The organism is Curtobacterium sp. MCPF17_031, assembly GCF_003234035.1.
GTDB lineage: Bacteria > Actinomycetota > Actinomycetes > Actinomycetales > Microbacteriaceae > Curtobacterium.
Genome location: NZ_QKSG01000003.1, coordinates 172,215 through 197,180 on the forward strand (window position 1 = coordinate 172,215; position 24,966 = coordinate 197,180).

Here is a 24,966-nt window from a genome sequence, read left to right on the forward strand (position 1 = left end):
ATGCCACGAACCGTCGGCCGCACCCTGCTGTGCGCCACGGCTGCCGCGACACTCGTCGCAGCACCGCTCGTCACCGTCACCGCTGCGACCGCAGACCCCGCGGGCACGGGGCTCGTCATCGCCGAGGCTTACCTCAAGGGCGGCAGCGCGAACGCGTTCTTCAACGAGAAGTTCGTCGAGATCGCGAACCCGACCGCCGTCCCGGTCAGCCTCGACGGCTGGTCGCTGCAGTACCGCTCGGCCACCGGCACCGGGGCGTTCAGCACGAGCACCCTCGAGGGCACCGTCCCGGCGAACGGCACGTTCCTGGTGTCCATGGCCGGGAACGGCGGGGCCACCGCGGTCGGCGCGGCCCTGCCCACGGCGGACGACACCGCGTCGCTCAACCCGTCCGGCACCACCGGCACGCTCGTCCTCGCCGACCGCACGGCCGCGCTGACGCTGCCCGCCGGCCCGGTCGGCACGGGCACCGCGGGGGTCGTCGACCTGCTCGGCTACGGCGCCTCGAACACGTACGAGGGCGCGGTCCGCACCGTCGACGGCGGCAACCCCGTCCCGAACGCCCTGGTCCGACAGGGCACCGCGGACACCGACGTGAACGCGACCGACTTCACGGTCACCGCGACCGTGACGCCGCGGAACGCCGCCGGGCAGACCGCCGGCGGCGGGACCACCCCGGCGCCGGGCGGCGGCACCACGCCGCCGCCGACCCCGGCCGTCGCCGCGACGATCCCCGAGGTCCAGGGCACGACGGACACGTCGCCCCTCGTCGGGAAGACCGTCACCACGAGCGGTGTCGTCACCGCCGTCTACGCGACGGGAGGGCTGAACGGGTACACGATCCAGACGCCGGGGACGGGCGGCGCGGTCGACCCCGCCAACCGGACCGCCTCCGACGGGCTCTCCGTCTACTCCGCCGCGACCGCCGGGCTCGTCGCGATCGGCGACCACGTGCAGGTCACCGGCGCCGTGTCCGAGTTCTCCGGCCTCACCGAGCTCACCGTGGCGAGCACCGCGGACCTGACCGAGCTGACGACGCCGGCCGTCGCACCGCTGCCCGCCGCCGTCGCCTTCCCGCGCACCGACGCGCAGCGCGAGACGCTCGAGAGCATGCTCGTGGCCCCGCAGGGCGGGTACACGGTCGCCGACAACTACACGACGAACCAGTACGGCGAGATCGTGCTCGCGACGGGCTCCGGTCGACTCCTGCAGCCGACCGAGGTCGCCCGCCCCGGCAGCGCCGAGGCCGCGGCGGTCGCGGCCGACAACGCCGCCCGGTCGGTCACGCTCGACGACGGTGCGAGCACGAACTTCCTGCCCCGCGACGGCGCCGACCAGTCCGCACGGTCGATCCCGGTGCCGTGGCTGACGAACGCCGGCCCGGTGACCGTCGGCGCGACCGCGACCTTCTCGGCACCGGTCGTCCTGGACTTCCGGAACGACGCGTGGAAGTTCCAGCCGACGACGCCGGTCACCGGTGCCACGGCGGCGGCGGACCTGCCGGTGTCGTTCTCGGACGTCCGCTCCACCGCGCCCGCCGCGGTCGGCGGGGACCTCAAGCTCGCCGGTTTCAACGTGCTCAACTACTTCCCGACCACGGGCGACGAGCTCACCGGGTGCACGTACTACACGGACCGCGTCGGTGACCCGATCACGGTGAACTCCGGCTGCGACGCCCGCGGTGCCGCCGAGCAGGAGGACCTCGACCGCCAGCAGGTGAAGATCGTCAAGGCGATCAACGGGCTGGACGCCGACGTCGTCTCGCTCGAGGAGATCGAGAACTCCGCCCGCTTCGGCCAGGACCGCGACGCCGCCGTGGGCACCCTCGTCACGGCGCTCAACGCCGCGACCGGCTCCGACACCTGGGCCTTCGTCCCGTCCCCGTCCGTCCTGCCGAGCAGTGAGGACGTCATCCGCCTCGCCCTCATCTACAAGAAGGCCCGCGTCGCGCCCACCGGCGAGTCGACGATCCTGCTCGACCCCGCGTTCACGAACGCCCGCCAGCCGGTCGCGGACGCTTTCCGCCCGGTCGGCGGCACCGCGGACGACGACTTCCTGGTCATCGCGAACCACTTCAAGTCGAAGGGCTCCGGCACCGGCGAGAACGCCGACCAGGGCGACGGCCAGGGAGCGTCGAACGCGGACCGCGTCCGCCAGGCGACGGCCCTGACGACGTTCTCCACCGCGATGCAGGACCGCTACGACACCGACAAGGTGTTCATGCTCGGCGACTTCAACGCCTACAGCGAGGAGGACCCGATGGTCGTCCTCCGCGACGCCGGGTACACGGACCTCGCCCCGGCCCGCGACCGCACCGAGTACTCGTACGTGTTCAGCGGGTTGAGCGGGTCGCTCGACCACGTGCTGGCCTCCCCGGCAGCGCTCGCGAGCGTGACTGGCGTGGACATCTGGAACATCAACTCGACCGAGTCGGTGGGCCTGGAGTACAGCCGCTACAACGTCAACGTCTCGGACCTGTACACGAACGACGTGTACCGCGCGAGCGACCACGACCCGATCCTCGTCGGGTTCGACGTCGCCGACGCCCCGGTCGACCCGGAGCCGACGCCCGACCCGACCCCCGCGCCGACGCCTGCTCCGACGCCGGTCGACGGCTCCGGTGCCGGTGGCACGGGGCTGTTCCCCGGCGCCCATGTCGGCAGCGGCGGGACGTCGGGTCCGGGCACGGGTGGCCTCGCCTTCACGGGTGCGGAGATCGGGGGCGGCGTCGCGGCGGCGCTCGCGCTCCTCGCCGCCGGTGGCGGGCTCCTGGCGGTCCGACGCCGCCGGTCGGCGGCCGGCGACACCGAGTGACGGTGCGCTGACGCGACCACCTGGAGGTGGCGCTGACGCGACCACCTGACGGGAGGTGCGGTGCGGGTCGGACCCGCACCTGGGCCCACACCGGCCGGTTCCGGAGCGACGCGCCAGCGGCGGGCCGGCCGTGACCGGTGGGGAGCCTCCTGTCCGTCGTCACCGTGGAGTGGCCGCGGTTGACCCGACGCTCCGGCGTCGACTAGGCTCATCTCTTGGTCTGCGCGCTCTGTTGCGCCAGACAGTCAGATGGGCCCTCCACCGGGTCGTTCACCGGGCATCTGCCCGCGGGAACGCCCACCGGAGTGGGATTCACGGACTCCTCACCTCGACACGAAAGCAGTACTCCTGTGACTCGTACGTTCTCCCCGAAGCCGGCAGACGTCCAGCACGACTGGATCGTCATCGACGCGACCGACGTCGTGCTCGGCCGCCTCGCTTCGCACGTCGCCGCCCTCCTCCGCGGCAAGCACAAGGCCACCTTCGCCCAGCACATGGACATGGGTGACTACGTCATCATCGTGAACGCCGACAAGGTCGCCCTGACCGGGTCGAAGCTCGCCAAGAAGGTCTACTACCGCCACTCCGGTTACCCGGGCGGCCTCACGGCCACCACCTACCCGGAGATGCTGGAGAAGCACCCGACCCGCGCCGTCGAGAAGGCGATCCGAGGCATGCTGCCGAAGAACACCCTCGGTCGCGAGCAGCTCAAGAAGCTCAAGGTCTACGCAGGCGCTGAGCACCCCCACGCGGCGCAGCAGCCCAAGCCGTACACCTTCGACCAGGTCTCGCAGTAACAGCGGCCACGACGACTTCCAGGAACGAGAAAACACTCATGGCTCAGATCGCTGACTCCATCGACCAGACCCCGGAGACCTTCACCACCGAGAGCGCGCCCGTCGCGTCGGAGGCGGCTCCCCGTCAGATCCTCAACGTCTCGGGCGGTGCCGTCGGTCGCCGCAAGGAGGCCATCGCCCGCGTCCGTCTCGTCCCGGGCTCCGGCACGTTCGTCGTGAACGGCCGCTCCCTCGAGGACTACTTCCCGAACAAGCTGCACCAGCAGCTGATCAACGACCCGTTCAAGGTCCTCGAGCTCCTCGGCTCGTACGACGTCACCGCCCGCATCACGGGTGGCGGCCCCTCGGGTCAGGCCGGCGCACTGCGTCTCGCCATCGCCCGCACCCTGAACGAGATCGACCGCGAGAACAACCGCGCGGCCCTCAAGAAGGCCGGCTTCCTCACCCGTGACGCCCGCGTCATCGAGCGCAAGAAGGCCGGTCTCAAGAAGGCCCGCAAGGCGTCGCAGTTCTCGAAGCGCTGATCGCCTGACGGCGGGAGATCGCATGCCGCGTCTGTTCGGTACCGACGGCGTTCGTGGCCTCGCCAACGGCGAGTTGACGGCCGCGCTCGCACTGGGCCTTGCCCAGGCGAGCGCGGCCGTGCTCACGCACGGACACCATGCGGACGCTCGTCGAGCGTCCGGTCGCACGCGCCCCAAGGCCGTGCTCGCGCGCGACCCGCGCGTCTCCGGCGAGTTCCTGGGTGCTGCCGTTGCAGCCGGGCTCGCCTCCGCCGGCGTCGACGTCCTCGACGCCGGGGTCATCCCCACGCCCGCAGCGGCGTACCTCGTCGCGGACATCGACGCCGACTTCGGCGTGATGATCTCGGCGTCGCACAACCCGGCGCCGGACAACGGGATCAAGTTCTTCGCCGCTGGCGGCCGCAAGCTGCCGGACGAGGTCGAGGACCGCATCGAAGCGGCCATGCACGACCAGTCCGCACCCACCCCGACGGGTGCCGAAGTCGGGCGCATCACGCGGTTCGCCGACGCCGAGGACCGCTACGTCGTGCACCTGCTCGGCACGCTGCCGCACCGACTCGACGGCATCCACGTCGTGCTCGACTGCGCGAACGGGGCAGCCTCCGGGGTCTCGCCCGAGGTGTTCGTCAACGCCGGCGCGAAGGTGACGCTGATCGGTGCCGACCCGAACGGCATCAACATCAACGACGGTGTCGGCTCGACCCACATCGACAACCTGGCTCGTGCGGTCCTCGAGGCCGGAGCCGACGTCGGCATCGCGCACGACGGCGACGCGGACCGGTGCCTGGCGGTGGACGCCGAGGGCAACGCGGTGGACGGCGACCAGATCATGGCGATCCTCGCGCTGTCCCTCAAGGAACGCGGCCGACTGATCGACGACACCCTCGTCGCGACGGTGATGTCGAACCTCGGGCTCAAGCGGGCGATGGCGGACGCGGGCATCACCGTGATCGAGGCCGGTGTCGGCGACCGCTACGTGCTCGAGAAGATGACCGAGGGCGGCTACTCGCTCGGCGGCGAGCAGTCCGGCCACATCATCTTCAACGACTACGCGACGACGGGCGACGGGGTCCTGACGGGCCTCCACCTCGTCGCCGAGATGGCCCGCACCGGCAAGACGCTCGGCGAGCTGGCGGCGTGCATGACTGTGTTCCCGCAGGTGCTGCTCAACGTCAAGGGCGTGGACCGGCACGGACTGCAGGACCAGGGCGTGCAGGACGCGATCGCTGCCGCCACGCTGGCGCTGGGCGACACCGGCCGGGTGCTGCTGCGCCCCTCCGGTACCGAGCCGGTCGTCCGCGTGATGGTCGAGGCCGCCTCCCAGGAGGACGCCCAGCGCGTCGCCGAGGAGCTCGCGGACGTCGTCCGGGAGCGCCTGACGCTCGAGGCCGCCTAGCGCGCGGCCCGCGCCCTGCGGCCCGCGCCCGGCGTCCGATGGCGGAGACGGCGGACACCGCGCGGCCGCGGCCACCTGCGCCGCCGCGCGTCAGATCTTGCGGAGCAGGACGCTCGTCACCTTGTGGTCGGCGGCCTTCTTCAGCACGAGGGTCGCCCGGGAACGCGTGGGCAGCACGTTCTCGAGGAGGTTCGGCTCGTTGATCGCTCGCCAGACCCCGGTGGCGGTCTGCACCGCGTCCTCCCGGGACAGCGCGGCGAAGCGGTGGAAGAACGAGTCCGGGCTCGAGAACGCCTGCTCCTGCAACGCCAGGAACCGGTCGACGTACCAGGACTCGATGTCCTTGGTCTTGGCGTCGACGTAGATGGTGAAGTCGAACAGGTCGCTCAGCGCGAGCCGCCCGTGCACCGGCGGCGCGAGCACGTTGAGCCCCTCGACGATGAGGATGTCCGGCTGCCGCACGACGATCTCGGCGTCCGGCACGATGTCGTAGACCAGGTGCGAGTAGTACGGCGCCCGGACCTCGGTGGCGCCGCTCTTCACCTGGCTGACGAAGCGCAGTAGGGAGCGGCGGTCGTACGACTCCGGGAAGCCCTTCCGGTCCATGATCCCGCGGCGTTCGAGCTCGGCGTTCGGGTACAGGAACCCGTCGGTGGTCACGAGCTCCACCCGCGGGGTGTCCGGCCAGCGCTTCGTGAGCTCACGGAGCAGACGCGCGACGGTGCTCTTGCCGACGGCCACCGACCCGGCGACGCCGATCACGAACGGCGTCCGGCCGGCGCGTTCACCGAGGAAACGGCTGGTCTCCGCGTGCAGGTCCCGCGCGCCGGCGGCGTACAGCGTCAACAGCCGGGAGAGCGGCAGGTACACGTCCTGCACCTCGGTGATGTCGAGCCGGTCGCCCAAGCCGCGCAACTGCACGATCTCGGTCTCCGTGAGTGAGAGGTGCTCCTTCGGCGCGAGCTGCGACCACTCGTCCCGGGGGATCTCCACGAAGGGGGTGGGGTGCGCGACGGTCGTCTCCGGGATCGGCATGGGATCGAGCGTACTCAGCCGGGAGGCGCGTCACCGGTCAGCGACGTCGACGGCGGTGGACGGGCCTCCCGTCAGGATGCGTGTGCCGGTGCCGGTGCCGGTGCCGATCAGGCGGGGAGCGCCGCCTCGATGGCGGCGACCACCTCGGGGGCGTCCGGCTTGACCGTCGGGCGGAAGCGCGTGACCGTGCCGTCCGGGGCGACGAGGAACTTCTCGAAGTTCCAGATGACCCGTCCGGCCTTGCCAGAGGCGTCCGCAGCCTGGGTGAGTTCGCGGTAGAGCGGGTGCGCCGAGCGGCCGTTCACCTTGACCTTCTCGGACATCGGGAAGCTGACGCCCCAGGTGGTCGAGCAGTACTCCTCGATGGCCTCGGACGAGCCGAGTTCCTGCAGGAACTGGTTGCTCGGGAAGCCCAGCACGGTGAAGCCCCGCGGACCGTACGTGCGCTGCAGTTCCTCGAGCTGTTCGTACTGCGGAGCGAGGCCGCAGCGCGAGGCGACGTTCACCACGAGCACCGCCTTGTCACCGAAGCTGCCGAACGTGGTGGTCTCGCCCTTGATGGTGGTGATCTCGATGTCGTCGAAGCGTCCCATCTCCGGAGGCTATCCCCACCCGCCGTGCGGTTCGCAGGGTGCTCCCCGCGCTGCCCGTAGGATCGATCCCATGTGTGGAATCGTCGGATACGTCGGCAGCAACAGCAGCACGGACGTCCTCCTCGGGGGCCTCCGGCGCCTCGAGTACCGCGGCTACGACTCGGCCGGCATCGCCGTGGTCGACCCGTCCGGGGACCTGACCTCGGCGAAGAAGGCCGGCAAGCTCCAGATGCTCGTCGACGAGCTCGACACGAACCCGATCGCGGACGGCGGCACCGGCATCGGCCACACACGCTGGGCGACGCACGGCGGCCCGACGGACGAGAACGCGCACCCGCACCTGGCGGACGGCGGCAAGCTCGCGCTGATCCACAACGGCATCATCGAGAACTTCGCCCCGCTGAAGGACGAACTGCTGGCCGAGGGCGTCGTGTTCCACAGCGAGACCGACTCCGAGGTCGCGGCACACCTCGTCGCGCGCGAGTTCCGCGACACCCACGACCTGACCGAGGCGATGCGTCGCACGGTCGCCCGCCTCGACGGCGCCTTCACGCTCCTCGTCGTGCACGCCGACCAGCCCGGCGTCGTCGTCGGCGCCCGTCGCAACTCGCCCCTCGTGGTGGGCCTGGGCGACGGCGAGAACTTCATGGGCTCCGACGTCGCCGCGTTCGTCGCCCACACGCAGCGCGCGCTCGCGATCGGGCAGGACGAGATCGCGACGATCCGCCCCGACGGCGTGGACGTCATCCACTTCGACGGAACCCCCGCCGACCGCAACGAGTTCGAGGTGAACTGGGACGCCTCGGCCGCGGACAAGGGCGGCTGGTCCTCCTTCATGGCGAAGGAGATCAGCGAGGAGCCCGAGGCCGTGCGCAACACGGTCCTCGGCCGCGTGCACGAGGGTGCGGTCACCCTGACCGACCTCGACCCGATCGCCGAGCGGTTGCAGCAGGTCGACCGCGTCATCGTCATCGCCTGCGGCACCGCGGCCTACGCCGGCATGCTCGGCAAGTACGCGATCGAGCAGTGGTCCCGGATCCCGGTGGAGGTCGAGCTCGCCCACGAGTTCCGCTACCGCGACCCGGTGTTGAACGACCGCACGCTCGTCGTCTCGATCAGCCAGTCCGGCGAGACCATGGACACGCTGATGGCCGTCAAGTACGCGCGCGAGCAGGGCGCCCAGGTCCTCTCGATCTGCAACACCCAGGGCGCGACGATCCCGCGCGAGTCCGACGCGGTGATCTACACGCACGCCGGCCCCGAGGTCGCCGTGGCGTCGACGAAGGCGTTCCTGGCCCAGGGCGTCGCGCTCTACCTGCTCGGGCTGCACCTCGCCACACTCCGGGGCACGCTGACCGCCGAGCAGATCGCCGAGCAGGTCGCCGAGCTCGAGGGCTTGCCCGCCAAGCTCCAGCAGACCATCGAGGACGCCGCCGGGGTCGCCGAGCTCGCCAAGTGGATGGCCGACACCCGCAGCGTGCTGTTCCTCGGGCGCCACGTCGGGTACCCGATCGCACTCGAGGGTGCGCTCAAGCTCAAGGAGCTCGCCTACATCCACGCCGAGGGCTTCGCCGCCGGTGAGCTCAAGCACGGCCCGATCGCACTGATCGAGCCCGGCCAGATCGTCTTCGTGATCGTGCCGTCACCGCGTGACGCCCGCTCGCTGCACCCGAAGGTCGTGTCGAACATCCAGGAGATCCGCGCCCGCGGTGCCCGGGTGATCGCGATCGCGGAAGAGGGCGACGCCGCGGTGCTGCCCTTCGCCGACGAGGTCCTGCGGATCCCGCTCGCGACGCCGCTGTTCGAGCCCCTGCTCGCCGTCGCCCCGCTGCACATGTTCGGCATGGAGCTCGCGGCCGCGAAGGGGCTCGACGTGGACCAGCCACGCAACCTCGCGAAGTCGGTCACCGTCGAGTAGTCGGCGATGATCATCGGCATCGGGGTCGACGTGGTCGACCTGGAACGGTTCGAGCGGGTCCTGACACGGACCCCCGCGATGCGGTCGCGGCTGTTCACCGACGCCGAGCAGCTGCGGGACGGTGAGCCGCGCCCGGTGGCATCGCTCGCCGCCCGGTTCGCGGCGAAGGAGGCGTTGATCAAGGCCTTCGGGTCGAGCGCCGGCCTGAGCTGGCGGGAACTCGAGGTCGTCGCCGACGACCAGCGGAACCCGTCCCTCACCCTGCACCAGGGCGCCCAGCGGGTCGCCGACGAGCGCGGCGTCGCGCACGTGCACCTCTCGCTGTCGCACGACGGTGGGATCGCGACGGCGTTCGTCGTCATCGAGGGCCGGGACCGGCCCGCAACGGAAGGACCGATCGCGTGAGCGCGTTCACGGGGGTGACCGTCGACCGGGAGGCGTTGATCGCCAACTACGCCACGGTCGCGGAACAGGTGGCTCCGGCCGGCGTCGTCGCGGTGGTGAAGGCGGACGCGTACGGGCACGGCGCCGTCGAGGTCGCCCGGGCCCTGGTGGACGCGGGTGCGGACTGGCTCGGGGTCGCGGACCTCGACGAGGCGGTGGCACTCCGCGAGGCCGGCATCGACGAGGGCGTCCGGATCCTGGCGTGGTTGCACGCCCCCGACGAGGACTTCCGTCGTGCGGCCCGGTACGGCATCACCCCGGCGGTCTCCAGCGTCGAGCAGCTCTCCACCGCGGCCGACGCCGACGTCCCCGAGGTGCACCTGGTCGTGGACACCGGCCTCAGCCGCAACGGTGCGGTGGAGTCCGAGTGGCCCGAGTTGTTCGCCACCGCAGCCGCACTGTCCCGCGGCGGCGACCGCACCCGGATCGAGGGGGTGATGTCGCACCTGTCGAACGCATCGCGCTCGGACGACCTGGACCAGGACGCGGCGCTGCAGCGGGCGCTCGACGGCCTCGCGGCGGTCGGCATCCGCCCCGACGTCGTGCACCTCGCGGCCAGCGCGGGCAGCCTGGCGCTGCCGGAGACCCGACGGGACCTGACCCGGGTCGGCCTGGCGCTCTACGGACTCAGCCCGTTCCCGGACCGCACCTCCGCTGAACTCGGGCTGCGGCCGGCGATGCGGGTGACCGCCGCGGTGCTGCGGACGGTCGCCGTGCCCGCCGGGGACGGCGTCTCGTACGGGTACACCTGGCGCGCCGAGCAGGACACCCGGCTCGCGGTCATCGGGCTCGGCTACGCCGACGGCTTCGACCGCGCCTACGGCAACCACGTCTCGGTGCGGATCGGGGACCGCCGATTCCCGGTCGTCGGCCGGGTGGCCATGAACGCGATGCACATCGACATCGGGGACGCGGACGTCGCGATCGGGGACGAGGTCGTGCTCTGGGGCGACCCGGCGAACGGCGACCCCGCGGTCGAGGAGTGGGCCGATGCGATCGGCACCATCAACTACGAGGTGGTCGCCCGCGTCGGCCGCAGCGTCGAACGGAGGACGACGTGAGCGCAGGACTGCGCCGGGCGGTCATCGACCTGGACGCCTACCGTGCCAACCTCGATCTCGTCCGGTCCTGGATGGACCCGGTCGAGGTGATGGCGATCATGAAGGCCGACGCGTACGGCCACGGCCTCGAACCGATCGCGCTGACCGCGGTCGACGCGGGGATCCGGTGGATCGGGGTGCTGACGGTGCCGGCAGCGCTGCGGCTGCGCGCGATCGGCGTCGGCGAGGACGTCCACCTGTTCACCTGGCAGCACGACCCGGGGCTGGACTTCCGCGACGCGATCGACTCCGCCGTCGACCTCGGTGTCTCGAACGTCGCCGAGCTGCGCCGCATCGTCGACGCGGTGGACCAGCGACCGGCCCGCGTGCACCTGGGTGTCGACAGCGGTCTGCACCGTGACGGCGCGACGGCGGCGGACTGGACCGCGCTGGTGGAACTGGCGCGCGACGCCCAGCGCGACGGCCGGATCGAGGTCGTCGCCGCCTACACACACCTGGCGGAGTCCTCGGACGCCGACGACGCCGCGGCAGTGGCGCACTTCGACGCGATGGTCGAGCAGGCCGAGGACCTGGGGCTCGACATCCGGTGGGAGCACGTCGCCGCGTCGCTCGCGGGCCTGGAACGCAAGGAGTTCCGGAAGGACATGGTCCGGATGGGCGCCAACTTGTTCGGCATCCCCGGTGCCGACGGAGTGTCCGCCGCCGACCTCGGCCTGACGCCCGTGATGACCCTGACGGCGTCCGTGGCGAAGACGAAGCGCGTCCCGGTCGGTACCGGCGTCTCCTACGACTACACGTACCGCACGGACACCGAGACGACCCTGGCGCTCGTGCCCGTCGGCTACGCGGACGGCGTCCCCCGCGTGGCACAGGGACGCATCGAGGTCGCGATCAACGACACCCGCTACCCGATCGCCGGCCGGGTCGCGATGGACCAGTTCCTGGTCGACGTCGGAGACGACGACGTCCGGGTGGGCGACACCGTGACGCTGTTCGGCACCGGCGAGGACGGCGAGTCCACGGTGCTCGAGTGGGGGCGTGCGCTCGACACCATCGGCGAGGAGATCGTCTGTCGGATCGGCAGCCGGGTCCAGCGCGTCCACGAGGGGCACTCCGGCGAGGGTCGGGTGGGGGAGTACCTGCGGGGCGAACGCTCGTGACCGTCCTCCTCGACACCACGGTCGCGACGACGGACGAGATGGGGGCGCTCGGTGCCCGGATCGCCGCGGTGCTCCGGGCCGGCGACCTGGTCGTCCTCACCGGGCCGCTGGGCGCTGGCAAGACCACGATGACGCGGGGCCTCGGCACCGCGCTCGGTGCGCGCGGGCAGGTGTCGAGTCCGACGTTCGTGCTCGCGCGGACGCACCCGACCACGGCCGGCCCGGACCTGGTGCACGTGGACGCGTACCGGCTGTCGGACCCGGTCGAGCTCGACGACCTGGACCTCGACTGGGACGGCTCGATCGTCGTCGTGGAGTGGGGCCGCGGCATGGTCGACGGGGTCAGCGACAGCATCCTGGACGTCGAGATCACCCGGCCGACCGGCGGTGGCGACGACCTCGGCGACGACCTCGATCCGGACGACGTCCCCGACGAACCCCGTCGAGTGGTGGTGACCGGCACCGGTCCCCGCTGGTCGGGCATCAGGCTCTGACGCCCGACCAGCGGGGACCCTGACCGGACCCTGATTCGCGGACCCCGACCGGCCGGCCCGGCTCAGCTGAGGACGAACCGCTGCGCTGGGGTGCCGTTGCAGTCCCAGATCTGCAACCGGGTGCCGTTCGTCGTGGCGCCGCCCGGTGCGTCGACACACCGGCCGCTGGTCGGGTTCCGGAGCGACCCGTCCGACTGCGCCAGCCAGTTCTGGTAGCCGCCGCCGTTGCAAGTCGCGAGTTGGAGCTTCGTGCCCGCGGCGCTCACCCCTCCGGCGATGTCGAGGCACTTGCCGAGGGTCTGCAGGGTCTGCCCGCTGGCAGTCCAGTGCTGGTCCTTCGCCGCCGCCGCGCAGTCCCAGAGCTGCACCGCGGACCCGTCACCACCGGTGTCGTCACCCGCGACGTCGACGCACGTGCCCCCGGGCGCGGCGATGGTCCGCCCGGTGACCGTCCCACCACCGGCGACCGGACCCTTGTTGTAGACCGCCACGGAGTCGATCACGAGCTGACCGCCGGACGCGGTCGACGCGTTCGGACCACCGCCGAACGCGTTCGGGAAGCCGCCGCCGATCGCCAGGTCGTAGATGATGAAGAACGGGTGGTCGATGGCGTTCGACCACGTGGTCGCATCGACCTGGTTCGCCTTCACCGTGGCGAAGACCGTTCCGTCGAGAGAGAAGCGGACCTGCTCCGGCGACGTCGACCGGTCGATCTCGACCGCGTAGTCGTGGAACCCGGTCTGGCAGCCGGCACAGGCGTGTTCGCCCGAACCGATGCCCGTCGACTCGTTGCAGGGGCCGCCGGGGTTGATGCCGCAGTGGATGGTGCTGAAGACGGAACTGCGGCCGTTGACGTCCTCCATGATGTCGACCTCGCCGGAACCGGGCCAGGTGACCCCGGACCGGAGGGGCGCGCCGAGCATCCAGAACGCGGGCCAGTAGCCCATGCCGTTCGCCGGGGTGACGTTCGGCTGCTGCAGCACGGACTCGATCCGGACCACACCGCCGGGAGCAGCCCCGAAGGTGGCCGCCTGCGTCTCCACCCGGCCGGAGGTCCAGCCGGTCGACGGGTTCGTGCCGCTGTGCAGCGCCTGCAGCACCAGGTGGCCCTGACCGTCGTGGCGGACGTTCGCCGTGCTGCTCGTCATGGTCTCGATCTCACCGGTCCCGAAGCTGCTGCCCGGTCCGGTGTCGTACTTCCACTGCCCCTGGTCGAGTCCGGTGCCGGCGGCGCCGGTGAAGTCGTCGCTCCAGGTCTGCGTGAAGCCCGTGGGTGCTGACGGGATCGCGGCGTGGGCGGCCTGTGGCGCCGTGACGGACGCGATCGGCAGGACCGCGGCGGCGAACACCGCGAACGACGCGAGCGCCGCCCGTCGCAGGGTGATGGTCATGTGAGGCATCGTTGCCTTCTCTCGTGAGTCGAACGAGCGCAAGCCTCCTGCTCCCGGCGGCCGGCTGCCAAGTCGGCACATCGACGGACAAGCGCGGTCCGGTTCCCGCGGAGATCGGACGATGATCTCAGAACGCTTGGGTATCGAGAACGGAGCGCGTAGCGTCGCCCGCGCTACTCCGCGGTCCCTAGCCGCGGCATGCCCGTCCCCCATTACCGGGCCGGCCTCGTCGTGATCGTACGTCGAACCCGACGGCGTCGTAGCGCGAGGGCGCCTGCCACGTGACCCGAACCCGAGTCAGGCGCCCTCGACCTCACGCCGATCGCTCCGAGGTCCCGCGATCCGCGCATCTCGAACGTCGAGATGTCGATGTCGTGGGATCACGACGCGGCAGACGGGTGCGCCGACGCCTCCCTCAGCGGATCGCGTACCGGGTGAGGGTCACGCCGTTGTGGAAGGAACGCTGTTCGAGCAGGTCGAGCAGCAGGGGTTCCGCGACCGGCTCGTCGAAGAGCGGCCGGCCGGTGCCGAGGACCGCGGGGTGCGTGTAGAGCAGCAGCTCGTCGAGGAGCCCGGCGGCGAGCAGCTGCGTGGCGAGGGTGGCACCGCCGACCGCGATGTCCCCCTGGGACTCCCGGCGGAGGGCCGCGAGCTGTTCGATCGCGTCGTCCCCGCCGATGACGCGCGTGTGGTGCTCCTCGCTCGTCCGGGTCCGGGACACCAGGACCTTCGGGATGTCGGTCCAGACCTCGCCGAACTCGCGCAACCACTGCGGCAGTGAATCGTCGTGCCGGGCGTCGGGCCAGAAAGGGTCCATCAAGTCGCGGACGACCCGGCCCTCGACGAACATCGACATGGACCGTGCCCGGTCGTTGAACTCCCGGTGCAGCGGCTCGTCGATGTGCAGCCAGTCCGGGCCGTCCAGGCCGCTGTGGTCGTCACGGTCGCGCTCGATGAGCAGGTCGAGCGAGACGTTCATCCAGTACACGAACCGAGCGGGCACGGCGGACTCCTTCGTCGGTGTCTCGACGGTAGCGCCGCAGCAGAGCACCGACAAGGACGAGCGGACCGCTCAGCGACGAGCCGCCGCTCGGGTCCGGAGGCCACAGCTCCGACGCTCGAGGTCCGCCAGCGCCGCCACCGTCTGCGGGTCCCGCCCACGCCACCGGTCCACCACACCGGGGCCGAGGGCGACGACCGCGTCCCGGCGGACGAGTGCCCGGAGCGCGAGCAACTCCGCCCCGTCCGGCGACCGGTCGACCCGACTGGTCGCGGTCGCCACCCGGACGAAACGCCCACGGGTCCGCATCCACACCAGCAGCAGGAGCGCGATGACGACGACGGTCAGGCCACCGCCGACCAGGTGCGCGAGGTGCAGTGCGGTGTCGTGCTGCTCGGCGCCCGCGGCAGCGACGGCGCCCGCGTGCTCGCTCGCCTTCCGGAGCGGCGCACTGACGGCGTCGCCGGCCAGCGGGATCCGCGACAGTGCCCGGGCGGTGGCGGACAGCTGTTGCTGGAACGCCGACCCCTCGGACTGCACGCGCGTTCCGATCGTGGCGAGCCGCGTGATCGAACCGGCGACGTCGCGGCCGACGACCACCGCCAGGACCATGCCGACCAGGACGAGCACGTCGGCGACGACCTGCCGGGCACGTCGGGTCGGGCGGCTGTCGTAGACGACCATCACGGGCCTCCTGTCCGGGACCCGGCGCGGGCCTCCTGTGGCGGGACCGGTGCCGGGGTCGGCGGGACGGTCGACGTCCCAGTCTGCTGACGTTCCCTGTGCGCCGTTCGCTGGTACTAGGCTCGCTCTCCGGCCTCGGACCAGCCGGCCGGCAGCGGTGCCGGACGACGACGATCGGAGGCCACGCCATGCTCGTGACCATCACCACCCGCGGCGACGCGGCCCCGGACCTCTCCCACCTGCTGCACAAGCACCCCGGTCGGGCACAGTCCTTCGACCTCAGCGTCGGTACGGCGCACGTCTTCTACCCCGTGGACACCCCGGACGTGTGCTCCGCCGCCCTGTTGCTCGAGGTCGACGCGATCGCCCTCGCGTGCAGCAAGCGGTACGGCGTGGACGCGCAGGCCCTGTCCCGGTACGTGAACGACCGGCCGTACGCCTCCACCTCGATGCTCGCGCTCGCGATCGGGCAGGTGTTCCGCAGCGCGATGGGCGGGCGCAGCACCTCCCGGCCGGAGCGCGCGGCCGCACCGATCGACCTGGAGCTCGCCCTGACCAGCGTGCCGAGCGAGGTCGACGAGCACGGCGTCGGCCTGGCCTCGCGGCTGTTCGCGCCCCTCGGCTGGGACGTCGATGAGACCCGGCGACCGCTCGACGACACGCGACCGGAGTGGGGCGACGCCGCCACGGTCGGCCTGCGGCTCCGCGGGCGGGTCCGGCTCTCGGACGCGCTGCGGCAGCTCACCGTGCTGCTGCCGGTGCTCGACGACGCCAAGCACTACTGGGTCGGGGACGACGAGGTCGGCATGCTGCTCCGCCGGGGTGAGGGGTGGCTCGCCGAGCACCCGCTCCGGGAGCTCATCACCAGCCGGTCGCTCGCGCACCAGCGGTCGCTCGTGGACGACGCGACGTCCCGGCTGCTGGGGCTCGACGGCACGGCCGGGGACGGCGGGGCGGTGGACGCGCCCGTCGACGAGGCGTCCGCGGACGACGACGGGACGTCGGCTCGCGAGACGCCCCTGTACCGGCGCCGTGCCGAGGCCGTCCTGACGGCGCTCGCCGACGTGCAGGCCCACACCGTCGCCGACGTCGGCTGCGGCGAGGGTGCCCTGCTCCGACACCTGTTCGCCGACCGGTCGTTCACGACGATCATCGGCACCGACGTGGCACCCCGCGAACTCGCACGAGCCGAGCGGCGCCTGCGGCTCGACGACGTCAGCGACGAGCAGCGTGCCCGGGTGCGGCTGCTGCGGTCGTCGGTCACGTACTCCGACGACCGCATCGCCGGACTCGACGCGGTGGTGCTCATGGAGGTCGTCGAGCACGTCGACCCCGAGCGACTGCCGGCGCTCGAGGCGTCGGTGTTCCTGGCCGCCCGACCCGCAGCCGTCGTCGTGACCACCCCGAACGCCGAGCACAACGTCCGCTTCGCCTCGCTGGCGGCCGGCCGGTTCCGACACCCGGATCACCGGTTCGAGTGGACGCGCGACGAGTTCCGCACCTGGGCGCAGGCCGTCGCCGACCGGCACGGCTACACGGTCGAGCACCGACCCGTCGGTGACGACGACCCCGAGGTCGGCCCACCCACGCAGCTCGCCCTGTTCCGCCGCCACACGACCAGCAGCCCGACGAACGGCAGCCTGACGACCATCAGCACGACGACCGGAGGCACCGCCGCATGACCGCCCTGACCGTCCCCACCATGTCCCTGGTGCTCCTCGTCGGCACGAGCGGCTCCGGCAAGTCCACGTTCGCCGCGCAGCACTTCGGCCGGTTCGAGACCCTGTCGAGCGACTTCTTCCGCGGCCTCGTCTCGAACGACGAGGACGACCAGGCCGCGACCCCGGCCGCCTTCGAGGCCCTGAAGCACGTCGCCGCGCAGCGTCTGCGCGCCGGACTGCTCACCGTCGTCGACGCGACGAACGTCCAGGCCGAGGCCCGCCGCGACTTCGTGGAGCTCGCCCGCGCGCACGACGTCCTGCCGGTCGCGATCGTCCTCGACGTCCCCGAGCCGGTCTGCGTCGCCCGGAACGCCGCCCGCACCGGTCGGGACTTCGGACCCGAGGTCATCCGCCGCCAGCAGGGACAGCTCCGGCGCGGGCTCAAGGGCCTGGGCAAGGAGGGTTTCCGCCGCGTCCACGTGCTGCACGGCGAGGACGAGATCGCCGCCGCCACGATCGTCCGCGAGCCCCTGCTCAACGACCGGACGGGCGAGCACGGCCCGTTCGACGTGATCGGGGACGTGCACGGCTGCCGCTCCGAGCTCGAGTCGCTCCTCGGTCGGCTCGGCTGGAGCCTGGTCCGCGACGACCTCGGTCGCCCCGTCGACGCCGTCCACCCGGAGGGCCGTCAGGCGCTGTTCCTCGGCGACCTGGTCGACCGCGGACCGGACTCCCCGGGCGTCCTCCGCCTCGTGATGGGCATGGTGCGGAACGGCCACGCCCTCGCCGTGCCCGGCAACCACGAGGACAAGCTCGTCCGCGCGCTCGACGGCCGCAAGGTGCAGACCGCGCACGGGCTCGCCGAGACCCTCGCCCAGCTCGCCGCCGAGCCGGACGCCTTCCGCGACGAGGTCCGCGAGTTCTGCCGCGCCCTCGTCGGCCACCTGGTGCTCGACGACGGCCGGCTCGTCGTCGCCCACGCCGGGCTGAAGGAGCAGTACCAGGGCCGGGCCTCCGGCCGGGTGCGGTCCTTCGCGCTCTACGGTGACACCACCGGGGAGAGCGACGAGTACGGCCTGCCCGTCCGCCTGCCGTGGGCCGACGACTACCGCGGATCGGCGATGGTCCTGTACGGGCACACCCCGACCGTCGACGCCGAGTGGATCAACGGCACCATGTGCCTCGACACCGGGTGCGTGTTCGGCGGCAAGCTCTCCGCGCTGCGCTACCCCGAGCGCGAGGTCGTCCAGGTCGACGCCGAGCGGGTCCACTACGAAGCCGCCAAGCCGCTCGAGCCGCTGCGCGGGCCGGGCACGTCGACGACAGGTGCCGACGGTGCGGACGCGGGGCGTGCCTCCAGTCCGGCCGGGAGGCCCGTGGCCGGCCCCGCCGCACCGCGTCGCGTCCCCGGACTGCTGCCGATCGAGGACGTCACCGGTAAACAGATCGTCGAGACCCGGCACCACGGCCGGATCGGCATCCGCGCCGAGAACGCCGCCGGCGCCCTCGAGGTGATGAGCCGCTTCGCCGTCGACCCGCGCTGGCTGCCGTACCTGCCGCCGACCATGAGCCCGGTCGCGACCTCTGCACGCCCGGACCACCTGGAGCACCCGGACGAGGCGTTCGCCTACTACCGGGGCCAGGGCGTCGACCAGGTCCGGATGGAGGAGAAGCACATGGGCTCCCGCGGGACCGTGCTGCTCGCACGCGACCCCGCTCGGTTCGGTGCTGCGGCCGACTGGAACGGCGTCGTCACGACTCGCACCGGCCGGGCGTTCTTCGGTGCCGCGGGCACCCGGACCTTCCTCGGACGGCTCGACGCGGCCGTCGACGCAGCTGGCCTCTGGGACGAGCTCGACACCGACTGGCTGCTGCTCGACGGCGAGGTGCTGCCGTGGGCGGTCAAGGCCGAGGGCATGATCCGCGACTGGTACGCCGAGGTGGGCGCCGCTGCTGGCGGGGCGTTCCCGGACGCCCTGGCCGCGCTCGCCGCAGCCCGGGACAGCGGGGTCGACGTCACCGACCTGCTGGCCCGGACCGAGCAGCGCGCGGTCGACGCGACCGCCTACACCGAGTCCTACCGGCGGTACGCCGACCCGGCGACCGGCCTCGACGACGTGCGGTTCGCGCCGTTCCAGGTCCTCGCGGCCGAGGGACGGACGTTCGCCGACCGGCCGCACGGCTGGCACATGGCGATCGCCGACCGGCTGGCTGCCGCTGCACCGGACGTGGTGCGCGCGACCCGGTCACTGCTCGTCGACGTGCGCGACGAGGCCAGCTGCGCGGCCGGGACCGAGTGGTGGCAGGAACGCACCGGCGCCGGCGGTGAGGGCGCCGTCGTGAAGCCCGAGTCGAACCTGACCCGGGGGCCGAAGGGGCTCGTGCAGCCGGGCGTGAAGGTCCGCGGGCGGGAGTACCTGCGGATCATCTACGGGCCGGAGTACACCGAGCCCGGAAACCTGGCGCGGCTGAAGGACCGGGACCTCGGGCACAAGCGGTCGATGGCGCTCCGCGAATACGCCCTCGGGCTGGAGTCGCTCGAACGCTTCGTCGAGGGGGAGCCGCTGTGGCGCGTGCACCAGGCCGTGTTCGGGGTGCTGGCGATGGAGTCCGAGGCGGTCGACCCGCGGTTGTGAGCGGTGGGCGGACGGGAGCAGGTCGCCCGTCCGCCCCCCGCCCGGAACCCGTCAGGGCTGGTCGTCCACCGGGAGGACCCGGACGGACACCGAGTCGATCAGCGTCCCCGCGGGGATGCTGCCGTTCCGCTGCGTCTGCACGGTCCGTTCGCCGAGGTAGGTGCCGGACGTCCGGTCGATGATCACGTCCTGGCGTTCCCCACCGGTGCGTGCCGGCAGCCCGACGGCCGTCCCGACCCGACCGTCGAGTGACGCCTGCTCCTCGGTGACGACGATGCCCGGCAGGGTCGCCAGTGCCTCGTACATCGCCGCGCGGAGGTCGGCGGGCACCAGTCCGGTCCGGAGGAGCTCCTGGACGGTGTCGAACACGTGCTCCGCGTCCGTCGTGTCCACCGCTCGGGGCGCGTCCTCGATCCGGCGGACGAGGGCATCGGGATCGCGGGGCAGGCCCTCGATGTCCGCCACCGTCAGCGTGCCCGGTCGGACCCCGCCCAGCTCGCCGACCGTGAAGTCCCCGCCGACCGCACGCTCCCACCGGGGGTCGTCGCGGTGCGCCTCGGCCGCGTAGTCGTCCGCCGCGGCCTTCCGGGCAGCGGCGCCGCCGTAGAAGGTCGTCGCTGGCCCCGACCACGTCTCGCGGACCCAGGTGCCGGACACGTCGGCCGGCACCCACGTCGTGCTCGTCGTCGGCGCCAGGTACCCCTCGTCGTAGTGCTCCCCGTCCGAGGTCGCGTACCCGAGCGCCCGCTCGGTCTCGACCACCTTCGTGAAGGCGCCGACGGGTGCCCGGTCGTCGGCGGCGGCACGGGCGGCCTCGCGCAACGTGGCCGCAGCAGCCGGCGCGGGCGACGACCAGTGCGTGATCCCGATCCCGGAGGCGACCAGGCCGCCGGCGAGCACCACCGCGGCACCGGCGACCAGGACGGGGCGGAACCGACGACGGGGACGGACGGGAGGGACGGTGCGGGCCGGACCCGCGCCTCCCGTCCCCGGGGCGGTCACCGTCGCGGCCTGCGCGGCGGCGTCGAACCGCATGCGTGCACGGTCGAGCGCCGCGTCGAGGACCTCGGGCGGCACGTCGTCCTGCCGCAGCAGACGGAGGGTGGAGAGGTCGTCATCAGACATGGAGGGGTCCGTTCAGGGAGTCGGCGGCGCCCGGGACGGCACGGAGGGCCGTGCGGGCGCGGTTCAGTCGGGAGCGGACGGTCCCGACGGGGACGCCCGTCGCCGCCGCGATCTGCTCGTAGGTGAGCTCGGCCCACGCGTACAGCAGCACGGTGTCCCGGACCGCGGGGCGCATCCGGTCGAGCTCCCGGACCACCGCCTGCACGGCACGCTGCACGTCGACGCGGTCGCCGGTCTCGTCCTCGACGTGCTCCGGTGTCGCGGAACGGGACATCGCCCGGAGCGTCCGCCGCTGCGAGCGCCAGTGTCGGCTGAGCAGGTTCGTCGCGATGCCGAACAGCCACGGCAACGGCTCCTGCCGCTCCGGGTCGAACGAACCCCACCGCACCAGGGCCGTGACGAACGTCTCGCTGAGGATGTCCTCGGCGCTCTGCAGGTCGGTGCGGCGGGCGAGGTAGCGCAGGATGCGGCGGCCGTGCAGGTCGAACTGGCGACCGAGCTCGGCGGCGGCGTCTGGCGGGGGATGGTTGCTGGGCACGATTGGTGTTGCCCGATCGGGGTGGGGGAGTTCCATCTTCGTCCCCGGAAGGCCGCGAGTGTGTCGGTCAGCGTTCGAGCGTGACGCTACTGTCGATGCATAGTCCCGCAGTCGAAAGGCTGCTCGGGTTCTGGAAGCCGTCGTAGTCCCTCGGGTCACGGCGGCTTCACCCGTTCTCGGGCGTCCGGATGAGCGGGTGTCAGGCGCGCGAGCGGTACCGGACGTCTGCGGACTCCCGCGGGGCGAAACGCTCGGTGAAGTCGCGGTCGTTCGGGATCCAGACATCCCGCCACAGGTCGTCGTGCGACCGTCCGAGTTCGTGGTCCCGGGCGATCCCGCGCCGAGCCGCCTCGTCGAGGTCGACGTCGCACCAGACCGTGAGGTCCAGCGCCCCTCGGACCTCCGGGTGGAAGAGCCCGATCAGGTCGACCACGAGCAGGTCGGTGGCCGGCAACGGCTCCGGCGTCCCGAGCGCACGGCTCGACCAGTCGAACCGGCGGAACGTGCTCGCACGACCGGCGCGGTGTGGCTCGAGGACCTCGGCGGCGAGCCGCAGGCGTTCCACGCCGTTCCAGTCCGTCGACCGCCGGTGCGACCGGGTCGGATCGAGGAAGTCGTCACCGCGGATCCGGACCGCCCCGGGCAGCGCGCCGACGAGCGCACGGGCGAGCGTCGACTTGCCGGACCCACAGTGGCCGGACACCCCGATCACGAGAGGCGACCGTGCCGATCCACCGAGTGTCCGGACGTGCTCGATCAGGGCATCGCGGTCCATCCCGTCAGCGTAGGGCGGGCGTCCGTCCGCGCCTACGATGGTCGGGTGCTGCTCGCGATCGACACCTCCGCCGGGACCTCGGTCGCCGTCGTCGACCCGGCGACCCGCCAGGTCCTCGCCGAGCGCGGGACCGAGGACACCCGCCGTCACGCTGAGGTGATCGGGCCGTTCCTCGACGAGGTCCTGCGTGCCGCCGGCATCACGCCGACGGACGTCACGGGCGTCGTCGCCGGCATGGGCCCCGGACCGTTCACCGGCCTCCGTGTCGGCATCGCCGCCGCCCGCACCTTCGCCGCTGCCCGCGATGTCCCGTTCCTGCCGTTGGTCAGCCACGACGCCGTGGCCGCAGGTGAGCAGGGTCCACTCGTCGTCCTGACGGACGCCCGCCGCCGCGAGGTCGCGTGGAGCGCGTACGACGCCGACGGCGTCCGTGTCGCCGGCCCGGGTCTCGCCAGGCCGGCGGACCTGGACGACGTGCTGGGGGCCTCCCGTCCCGACCTCGTCGACTGGCCCCGTCACACCGCCGTCACCATCCCGGCCGGGAGGCTCGGGGTGCTCGCCGCGGACCGGCTCACCTCCGGCGCACCCCTGGCCGCGGACACGCCGGTGTACCTGCGCGAACCCGACGTGACGGTGCCCGGTGCGCCGAAGCGGGTGGCTCGGTGACCGCGCTGCCGGAGGGTCTGCGGATCCGTCGGGCGCACCCCCAGGACCTCGACGACGTCATGTGGCTCGAACGCGCCTCGTTCCCGACCGACGCGTGGTCGACGTCGCAGATGTCCGCAGAGCTGTACTCACCGCACGGGTACTACGTCGTCGTCGAGACGACCGACGAGGGCACGGCGCCGACCGTCGTCGGGTACGCGGGACTGTCGTCGCTGCCCGGCAACCCGGTCGCCGACGTGCAGACCATCGCGGTCGCCGCCGAGCAGCGGGGGAAGGGCCTCGGCCGGGTGCTCTTCACCGAGCTCCTCGACGAAGCCCGACGCCGCGGCGTCCACGAGGTCTTCCTCGAGGTCCGCGCCGACAACCCCGTCGCGCAGACCATGTACACCGGCTTCGGGTTCGAGCACATCGCCACCCGGCCCCGGTACTACCAGCCCGACGGGGTCGACGCGTGGGTGATGCGTGCAGCGCTGGAGCCCGCGACCCGGTCCGCCCCGGGCCCGATCGGACAGGAGGCGCTCGATGAGCGCGACTGAACCCCTGGTGCTCGGAATCGAGACGAGCTGCGACGAGACCGGCGTCGGCATCGTCCGCGGCACCACCCTGCTCGCGAACGTCATCGCGTCGAGCATGGACGAGCACGCCCGCTACGGCGGAGTGGTCCCCGAGGTCGCCGCACGGGCGCACCTCGAGGCGATGACCCCGACCCTGCAGCAGGCACTCGAACAGGCCGGTGTCACCCTCGACGAGCTCGACGCCGTCGCCGTGACGGCGGGTCCGGGGCTCGCCGGTGCCCTGATGGTCGGGGTCGGCGCCGCGAAGGCGCTCGCCGTGGCGACCGGCAAGCCGCTGTACGGCGTGAACCACCTGGTCGGTCACGTGGGCGCGGACGTCCTGCGGCCGGACGGGTCCGAGATCGACCTGCCGACCGTGGCACTGCTGGTCTCCGGCGGGCACACGTCGCTGCTCCTCGTGCGGGACCTGGTCGGCGACGTCGAGCTCCTCGGCGAGACCATCGACGACGCGGCGGGCGAGGCGTTCGACAAGGTCGCCCGACTCCTCGGGCTGCCCTACCCCGGCGGACCGCAGATCGACCGGGCCGCGGCGGACGGCGACCCCACCGCGATCCGGTTCCCGCGCGGCCTGACGCTGCCGAAGGACATGGCGGCGCACCGGTACGACTTCTCGTTCTCCGGGCTGAAGACCGCCGTCGCCCGCTGGGTCGAGCGCTGCCGTGACGAGGGCCGCGAGGTCCCCGTGGCCGACGTCGCCGCGAGCTTCCGGGAGGCCGTGGTCGACGTCCTGCTGACCAAGGCCCTGAACGCCTGCCGGGACACCGGCGTCGACCGGCTGCTGCTGGGCGGCGGGGTGGTCGCGAACGCCCGGCTGCGGGAGGTCGCCGAGGAACGGTGCGCTGCCGCCGGTGTCGCGCTGCGCATCCCGCCGTTCGACCTGTGCACGGACAACGGCGCGATGATCGCGGCCGTCGGGGCACGGCTCGTCGCCGAGGGGCACGCGCCGAGTGCCCTGGGCATCGCGGCGGACTCCACCCTGCCGGTGACGACCGTCCAGGTCTGAGCCCGACGCCCGGGTCCCTCCGGGCGCCGTGTGGGAGGATCGGGGACGGCGGTCGAGCGGCCGTCAGGAGGGTGCAACGTGTCGGATCTGAACGACCGATCGAAGCCGGACGAGACGCCCCGGCAGGGGCAGCAGTACCCGTCCGGGCAGCAGAGCCAGGGGTGGCAGCAGCCGGGGCAGTACGGGCAGCCGGGGCAGTACGGCCAGTGGCAGCAGTACGGCCAGTACGGTGCCGCCCAGCAGAACCCGTACGCCCAGCAGGACCCGTACGCCGCTCCGCAGTACGGCAACCCCGGGGTGCACGACCCCTACCGGGCCAGCACGCACAACCCGTACGCCCCGCAGAGGACGAGCACCCTCGCGATCCTGTCGATCGTCTTCGCGTTCGGCGGCCTGGTCTTCCCGCTGCTGGTGATCCTCACGAGCCCGGTCGGCGCGATCCTGGGGCACGTCGCCCTCGGCCGTATCAAGCAGACGGGGGAGCAGGGCCGCGGCCTGGCACTCGCCGGCATCATCGGCGGCTGGATCCTGACCGCGCTCTTCGTCCTGATCGTCATCGCGATCATCGCCATCGCCTCGTCGATCCCCCAGACGGGCGGCACCGGCTGGGACGGCTCCGGCGGCGGTACCGGCGCCGTCGTCGCCTGACCTCGGGGCTCGCGCGACGACCCGTGGG

Annotated in this window: 23 protein-coding genes; 15 read left to right on the forward strand and 8 right to left on the reverse strand. The window is 72.4% G+C overall.

From position 1 onward, the window contains the following. The 4 genes from DEJ31_RS06130 (at position 1) to glmM (ending at position 5,531) form a co-directional block, all read left to right on the forward strand. Positions 1-2,814, forward strand: coding sequence for an ExeM/NucH family extracellular endonuclease (locus DEJ31_RS06130; protein ID WP_111121436.1), 2,814 nt, complete (start codon positions 1-3; stop codon positions 2,812-2,814). Between the two features lie 350 nt (positions 2,815-3,164). Then, positions 3,165-3,611, forward strand: a complete 447-nt coding sequence (rplM, locus tag DEJ31_RS06135) for a 50S ribosomal protein L13 (RefSeq protein ID WP_110824221.1) — start codon at positions 3,165-3,167, stop codon at positions 3,609-3,611. Positions 3,612-3,649: 38 nt separating this feature from the next. Further along, positions 3,650-4,135, forward strand: a complete 486-nt coding sequence (gene rpsI / locus DEJ31_RS06140; RefSeq protein ID WP_110903538.1) for a 30S ribosomal protein S9 — start codon at positions 3,650-3,652, stop codon at positions 4,133-4,135. A gap of 22 nt (positions 4,136-4,157) precedes the next feature. Further along, positions 4,158-5,531 carry a phosphoglucosamine mutase gene (gene glmM, locus DEJ31_RS06145; protein WP_110903537.1) on the forward strand — a complete coding sequence of 458 codons (1,374 nt, stop codon included), beginning with the start codon at positions 4,158-4,160 and terminating at the stop codon, positions 5,529-5,531. 90 nt (positions 5,532-5,621) lie between these two features. Here glmM and coaA read toward each other — a convergent pair whose 3' ends face one another. Together coaA and DEJ31_RS06155 are read right to left on the reverse strand one after the other, a co-directional pair. Beyond that, positions 5,622-6,566: a type I pantothenate kinase gene (gene coaA / locus DEJ31_RS06150; RefSeq protein ID WP_110903536.1), complete on the reverse strand. Its 945-nt coding sequence runs from the start codon at positions 6,564-6,566 to the stop codon at positions 5,622-5,624. A gap of 107 nt (positions 6,567-6,673) precedes the next feature. Further along, entirely contained in the window at positions 6,674-7,159 is a 486-nt protein-coding gene (locus DEJ31_RS06155; RefSeq protein WP_110903535.1) for a glutathione peroxidase, read from the reverse strand. 70 nt (positions 7,160-7,229) lie between these two features. Here DEJ31_RS06155 and glmS point away from each other — a divergent pair, with 70 nt between their 5' ends. The 5 genes from glmS to tsaE are packed head-to-tail and all read left to right on the forward strand — an operon-like array spanning position 7,230 to position 12,236. Next, complete coding sequence (gene glmS / locus DEJ31_RS06160; RefSeq protein ID WP_110903534.1) at positions 7,230-9,077, forward strand: glutamine--fructose-6-phosphate transaminase (isomerizing); 1,848 nt, start codon at positions 7,230-7,232, stop codon at positions 9,075-9,077. A gap of 6 nt (positions 9,078-9,083) precedes the next feature. Next, complete coding sequence (locus DEJ31_RS06165; RefSeq protein WP_111043478.1) at positions 9,084-9,482, forward strand: holo-ACP synthase; 399 nt, start codon at positions 9,084-9,086, stop codon at positions 9,480-9,482. Then, entirely contained in the window at positions 9,479-10,582 is a 1,104-nt protein-coding gene (gene alr, locus DEJ31_RS06170; protein WP_111043477.1) for an alanine racemase, read from the forward strand. The genes DEJ31_RS06165 and alr (DEJ31_RS06170) overlap by 4 nt, the downstream gene beginning before the upstream one ends. Then, positions 10,579-11,742, forward strand: a complete 1,164-nt coding sequence (alr, locus tag DEJ31_RS06175; RefSeq protein ID WP_181427311.1) for an alanine racemase — start codon at positions 10,579-10,581, stop codon at positions 11,740-11,742. The genes alr (DEJ31_RS06170) and alr (DEJ31_RS06175) overlap by 4 nt, the downstream gene beginning before the upstream one ends. Positions 11,743-11,780: 38 nt before the next feature. Further along, on the forward strand, positions 11,781-12,236 hold the full coding sequence (tsaE, locus tag DEJ31_RS06180) for a tRNA (adenosine(37)-N6)-threonylcarbamoyltransferase complex ATPase subunit type 1 TsaE (protein ID WP_110903594.1): 456 nt from the start codon (positions 11,781-11,783) through the stop codon (positions 12,234-12,236). Between the two features lie 62 nt (positions 12,237-12,298). Here the strand turns inward: tsaE and DEJ31_RS06185 are convergent, their stop codons facing one another. The 3 genes from DEJ31_RS06185 to DEJ31_RS06195 form a co-directional block, all read right to left on the reverse strand. Next, a complete protein-coding gene (locus tag DEJ31_RS06185; RefSeq protein ID WP_220033145.1) occupies positions 12,299-13,627 on the reverse strand; it encodes a glycoside hydrolase family 16 protein in 1,329 nt (442 codons plus the stop codon). Positions 13,628-14,042: 415 nt separating this feature from the next. Continuing rightward, positions 14,043-14,630: a dihydrofolate reductase family protein gene (locus tag DEJ31_RS06190; protein WP_111121537.1), complete on the reverse strand. Its 588-nt coding sequence runs from the start codon at positions 14,628-14,630 to the stop codon at positions 14,043-14,045. 69 nt (positions 14,631-14,699) lie between these two features. Beyond that, positions 14,700-15,311, reverse strand: coding sequence for a hypothetical protein (locus DEJ31_RS06195; protein WP_111121437.1), 612 nt, complete (start codon positions 15,309-15,311; stop codon positions 14,700-14,702). A 188-nt stretch (positions 15,312-15,499) separates the two neighbouring features. Here DEJ31_RS06195 and DEJ31_RS06200 point away from each other — a divergent pair, with 188 nt between their 5' ends. Both DEJ31_RS06200 and DEJ31_RS06205 read left to right on the forward strand, forming a co-directional pair. Beyond that, positions 15,500-16,993, forward strand: coding sequence for a 3' terminal RNA ribose 2'-O-methyltransferase Hen1 (locus DEJ31_RS06200; protein WP_111121438.1), 1,494 nt, complete (start codon positions 15,500-15,502; stop codon positions 16,991-16,993). Continuing rightward, positions 16,990-19,608: a polynucleotide kinase-phosphatase gene (locus tag DEJ31_RS06205; RefSeq protein WP_111043472.1), complete on the forward strand. Its 2,619-nt coding sequence runs from the start codon at positions 16,990-16,992 to the stop codon at positions 19,606-19,608. Before DEJ31_RS06200 ends, DEJ31_RS06205 begins: the two co-directional genes overlap by 4 nt. Before the next feature lie 51 nt (positions 19,609-19,659). On the opposite strand, the gene DEJ31_RS06210 is transcribed toward DEJ31_RS06205, so the two are convergent. From DEJ31_RS06210 to DEJ31_RS06220, 3 genes are all read right to left on the reverse strand, one after another. Then, entirely contained in the window at positions 19,660-20,733 is a 1,074-nt protein-coding gene (locus tag DEJ31_RS06210; protein ID WP_111121439.1) for a CU044_5270 family protein, read from the reverse strand. After that, the gene (locus tag DEJ31_RS06215) at positions 20,726-21,271 is read right to left on the reverse strand and encodes an RNA polymerase sigma factor (RefSeq protein WP_181421555.1); all 546 of its coding nucleotides are present in this window, start codon (positions 21,269-21,271) and stop codon (positions 20,726-20,728) included. Before DEJ31_RS06215 ends, DEJ31_RS06210 begins: the two co-directional genes overlap by 8 nt. A gap of 199 nt (positions 21,272-21,470) precedes the next feature. Next, positions 21,471-22,046: a uridine kinase gene (locus DEJ31_RS06220; protein ID WP_111121440.1), complete on the reverse strand. Its 576-nt coding sequence runs from the start codon at positions 22,044-22,046 to the stop codon at positions 21,471-21,473. Between the two features lie 45 nt (positions 22,047-22,091). On the opposite strand from DEJ31_RS06220, the gene tsaB reads away from it, so the two are divergent. The 4 genes from tsaB to DEJ31_RS06240 all read left to right on the forward strand — a co-directional run bounded on the left by tsaB (position 22,092) and on the right by DEJ31_RS06240 (position 24,938). Next, on the forward strand, positions 22,092-22,712 hold the full coding sequence (gene tsaB, locus DEJ31_RS06225) for a tRNA (adenosine(37)-N6)-threonylcarbamoyltransferase complex dimerization subunit type 1 TsaB (RefSeq protein ID WP_110903523.1): 621 nt from the start codon (positions 22,092-22,094) through the stop codon (positions 22,710-22,712). Beyond that, entirely contained in the window at positions 22,709-23,248 is a 540-nt protein-coding gene (rimI, locus tag DEJ31_RS06230) for a ribosomal protein S18-alanine N-acetyltransferase (protein ID WP_258366185.1), read from the forward strand. Before tsaB ends, rimI begins: the two co-directional genes overlap by 4 nt. Beyond that, positions 23,235-24,290: a tRNA (adenosine(37)-N6)-threonylcarbamoyltransferase complex transferase subunit TsaD gene (gene tsaD, locus DEJ31_RS06235; RefSeq protein ID WP_111121441.1), complete on the forward strand. Its 1,056-nt coding sequence runs from the start codon at positions 23,235-23,237 to the stop codon at positions 24,288-24,290. The genes rimI and tsaD overlap by 14 nt, the downstream gene beginning before the upstream one ends. Positions 24,291-24,368: 78 nt before the next feature. Beyond that, on the forward strand, positions 24,369-24,938 hold the full coding sequence (locus DEJ31_RS06240; protein ID WP_111121442.1) for a DUF4190 domain-containing protein: 570 nt from the start codon (positions 24,369-24,371) through the stop codon (positions 24,936-24,938). The last annotated feature ends 28 nt before the right edge of the window (positions 24,939-24,966 follow it).

What these genes read in the sequence shown, in the direction of transcription:
- DEJ31_RS06130 (WP_111121436.1), top strand. Translation starts at nt 1, where the DNA reads ATGCCACGAACCGTCGGCCGCACCCTGCTGTGCGCCACGGCTGCCGCG.
- rpsI (WP_110903538.1), top strand. Translation starts at nt 3,650, where the DNA reads ATGGCTCAGATCGCTGACTCCATCGACCAGACCCCGGAGACCTTCACC.
- glmM (WP_110903537.1), top strand. Translation starts at nt 4,158, where the DNA reads ATGCCGCGTCTGTTCGGTACCGACGGCGTTCGTGGCCTCGCCAACGGC.
- coaA (WP_110903536.1), bottom strand. Translation starts at nt 6,566, where the DNA reads ATGCCGATCCCGGAGACGACCGTCGCGCACCCCACCCCCTTCGTGGAG.
- DEJ31_RS06155 (WP_110903535.1), bottom strand. Translation starts at nt 7,159, where the DNA reads ATGGGACGCTTCGACGACATCGAGATCACCACCATCAAGGGCGAGACC.
- glmS (WP_110903534.1), top strand. Translation starts at nt 7,230, where the DNA reads ATGTGTGGAATCGTCGGATACGTCGGCAGCAACAGCAGCACGGACGTC.
- DEJ31_RS06165 (WP_111043478.1), top strand. Translation starts at nt 9,084, where the DNA reads ATGATCATCGGCATCGGGGTCGACGTGGTCGACCTGGAACGGTTCGAG.
- tsaE (WP_110903594.1), top strand. Translation starts at nt 11,781, where the DNA reads ATGGGGGCGCTCGGTGCCCGGATCGCCGCGGTGCTCCGGGCCGGCGAC.
- DEJ31_RS06185 (WP_220033145.1), bottom strand. Translation starts at nt 13,627, where the DNA reads ATGACCATCACCCTGCGACGGGCGGCGCTCGCGTCGTTCGCGGTGTTC.
- DEJ31_RS06195 (WP_111121437.1), bottom strand. Translation starts at nt 15,311, where the DNA reads ATGGTCGTCTACGACAGCCGCCCGACCCGACGTGCCCGGCAGGTCGTC.
- DEJ31_RS06200 (WP_111121438.1), top strand. Translation starts at nt 15,500, where the DNA reads ATGCTCGTGACCATCACCACCCGCGGCGACGCGGCCCCGGACCTCTCC.
- DEJ31_RS06205 (WP_111043472.1), top strand. Translation starts at nt 16,990, where the DNA reads ATGACCGCCCTGACCGTCCCCACCATGTCCCTGGTGCTCCTCGTCGGC.
- DEJ31_RS06210 (WP_111121439.1), bottom strand. Translation starts at nt 20,733, where the DNA reads ATGTCTGATGACGACCTCTCCACCCTCCGTCTGCTGCGGCAGGACGAC.
- DEJ31_RS06220 (WP_111121440.1), bottom strand. Translation starts at nt 22,046, where the DNA reads ATGGACCGCGATGCCCTGATCGAGCACGTCCGGACACTCGGTGGATCG.
- tsaD (WP_111121441.1), top strand. Translation starts at nt 23,235, where the DNA reads ATGAGCGCGACTGAACCCCTGGTGCTCGGAATCGAGACGAGCTGCGAC.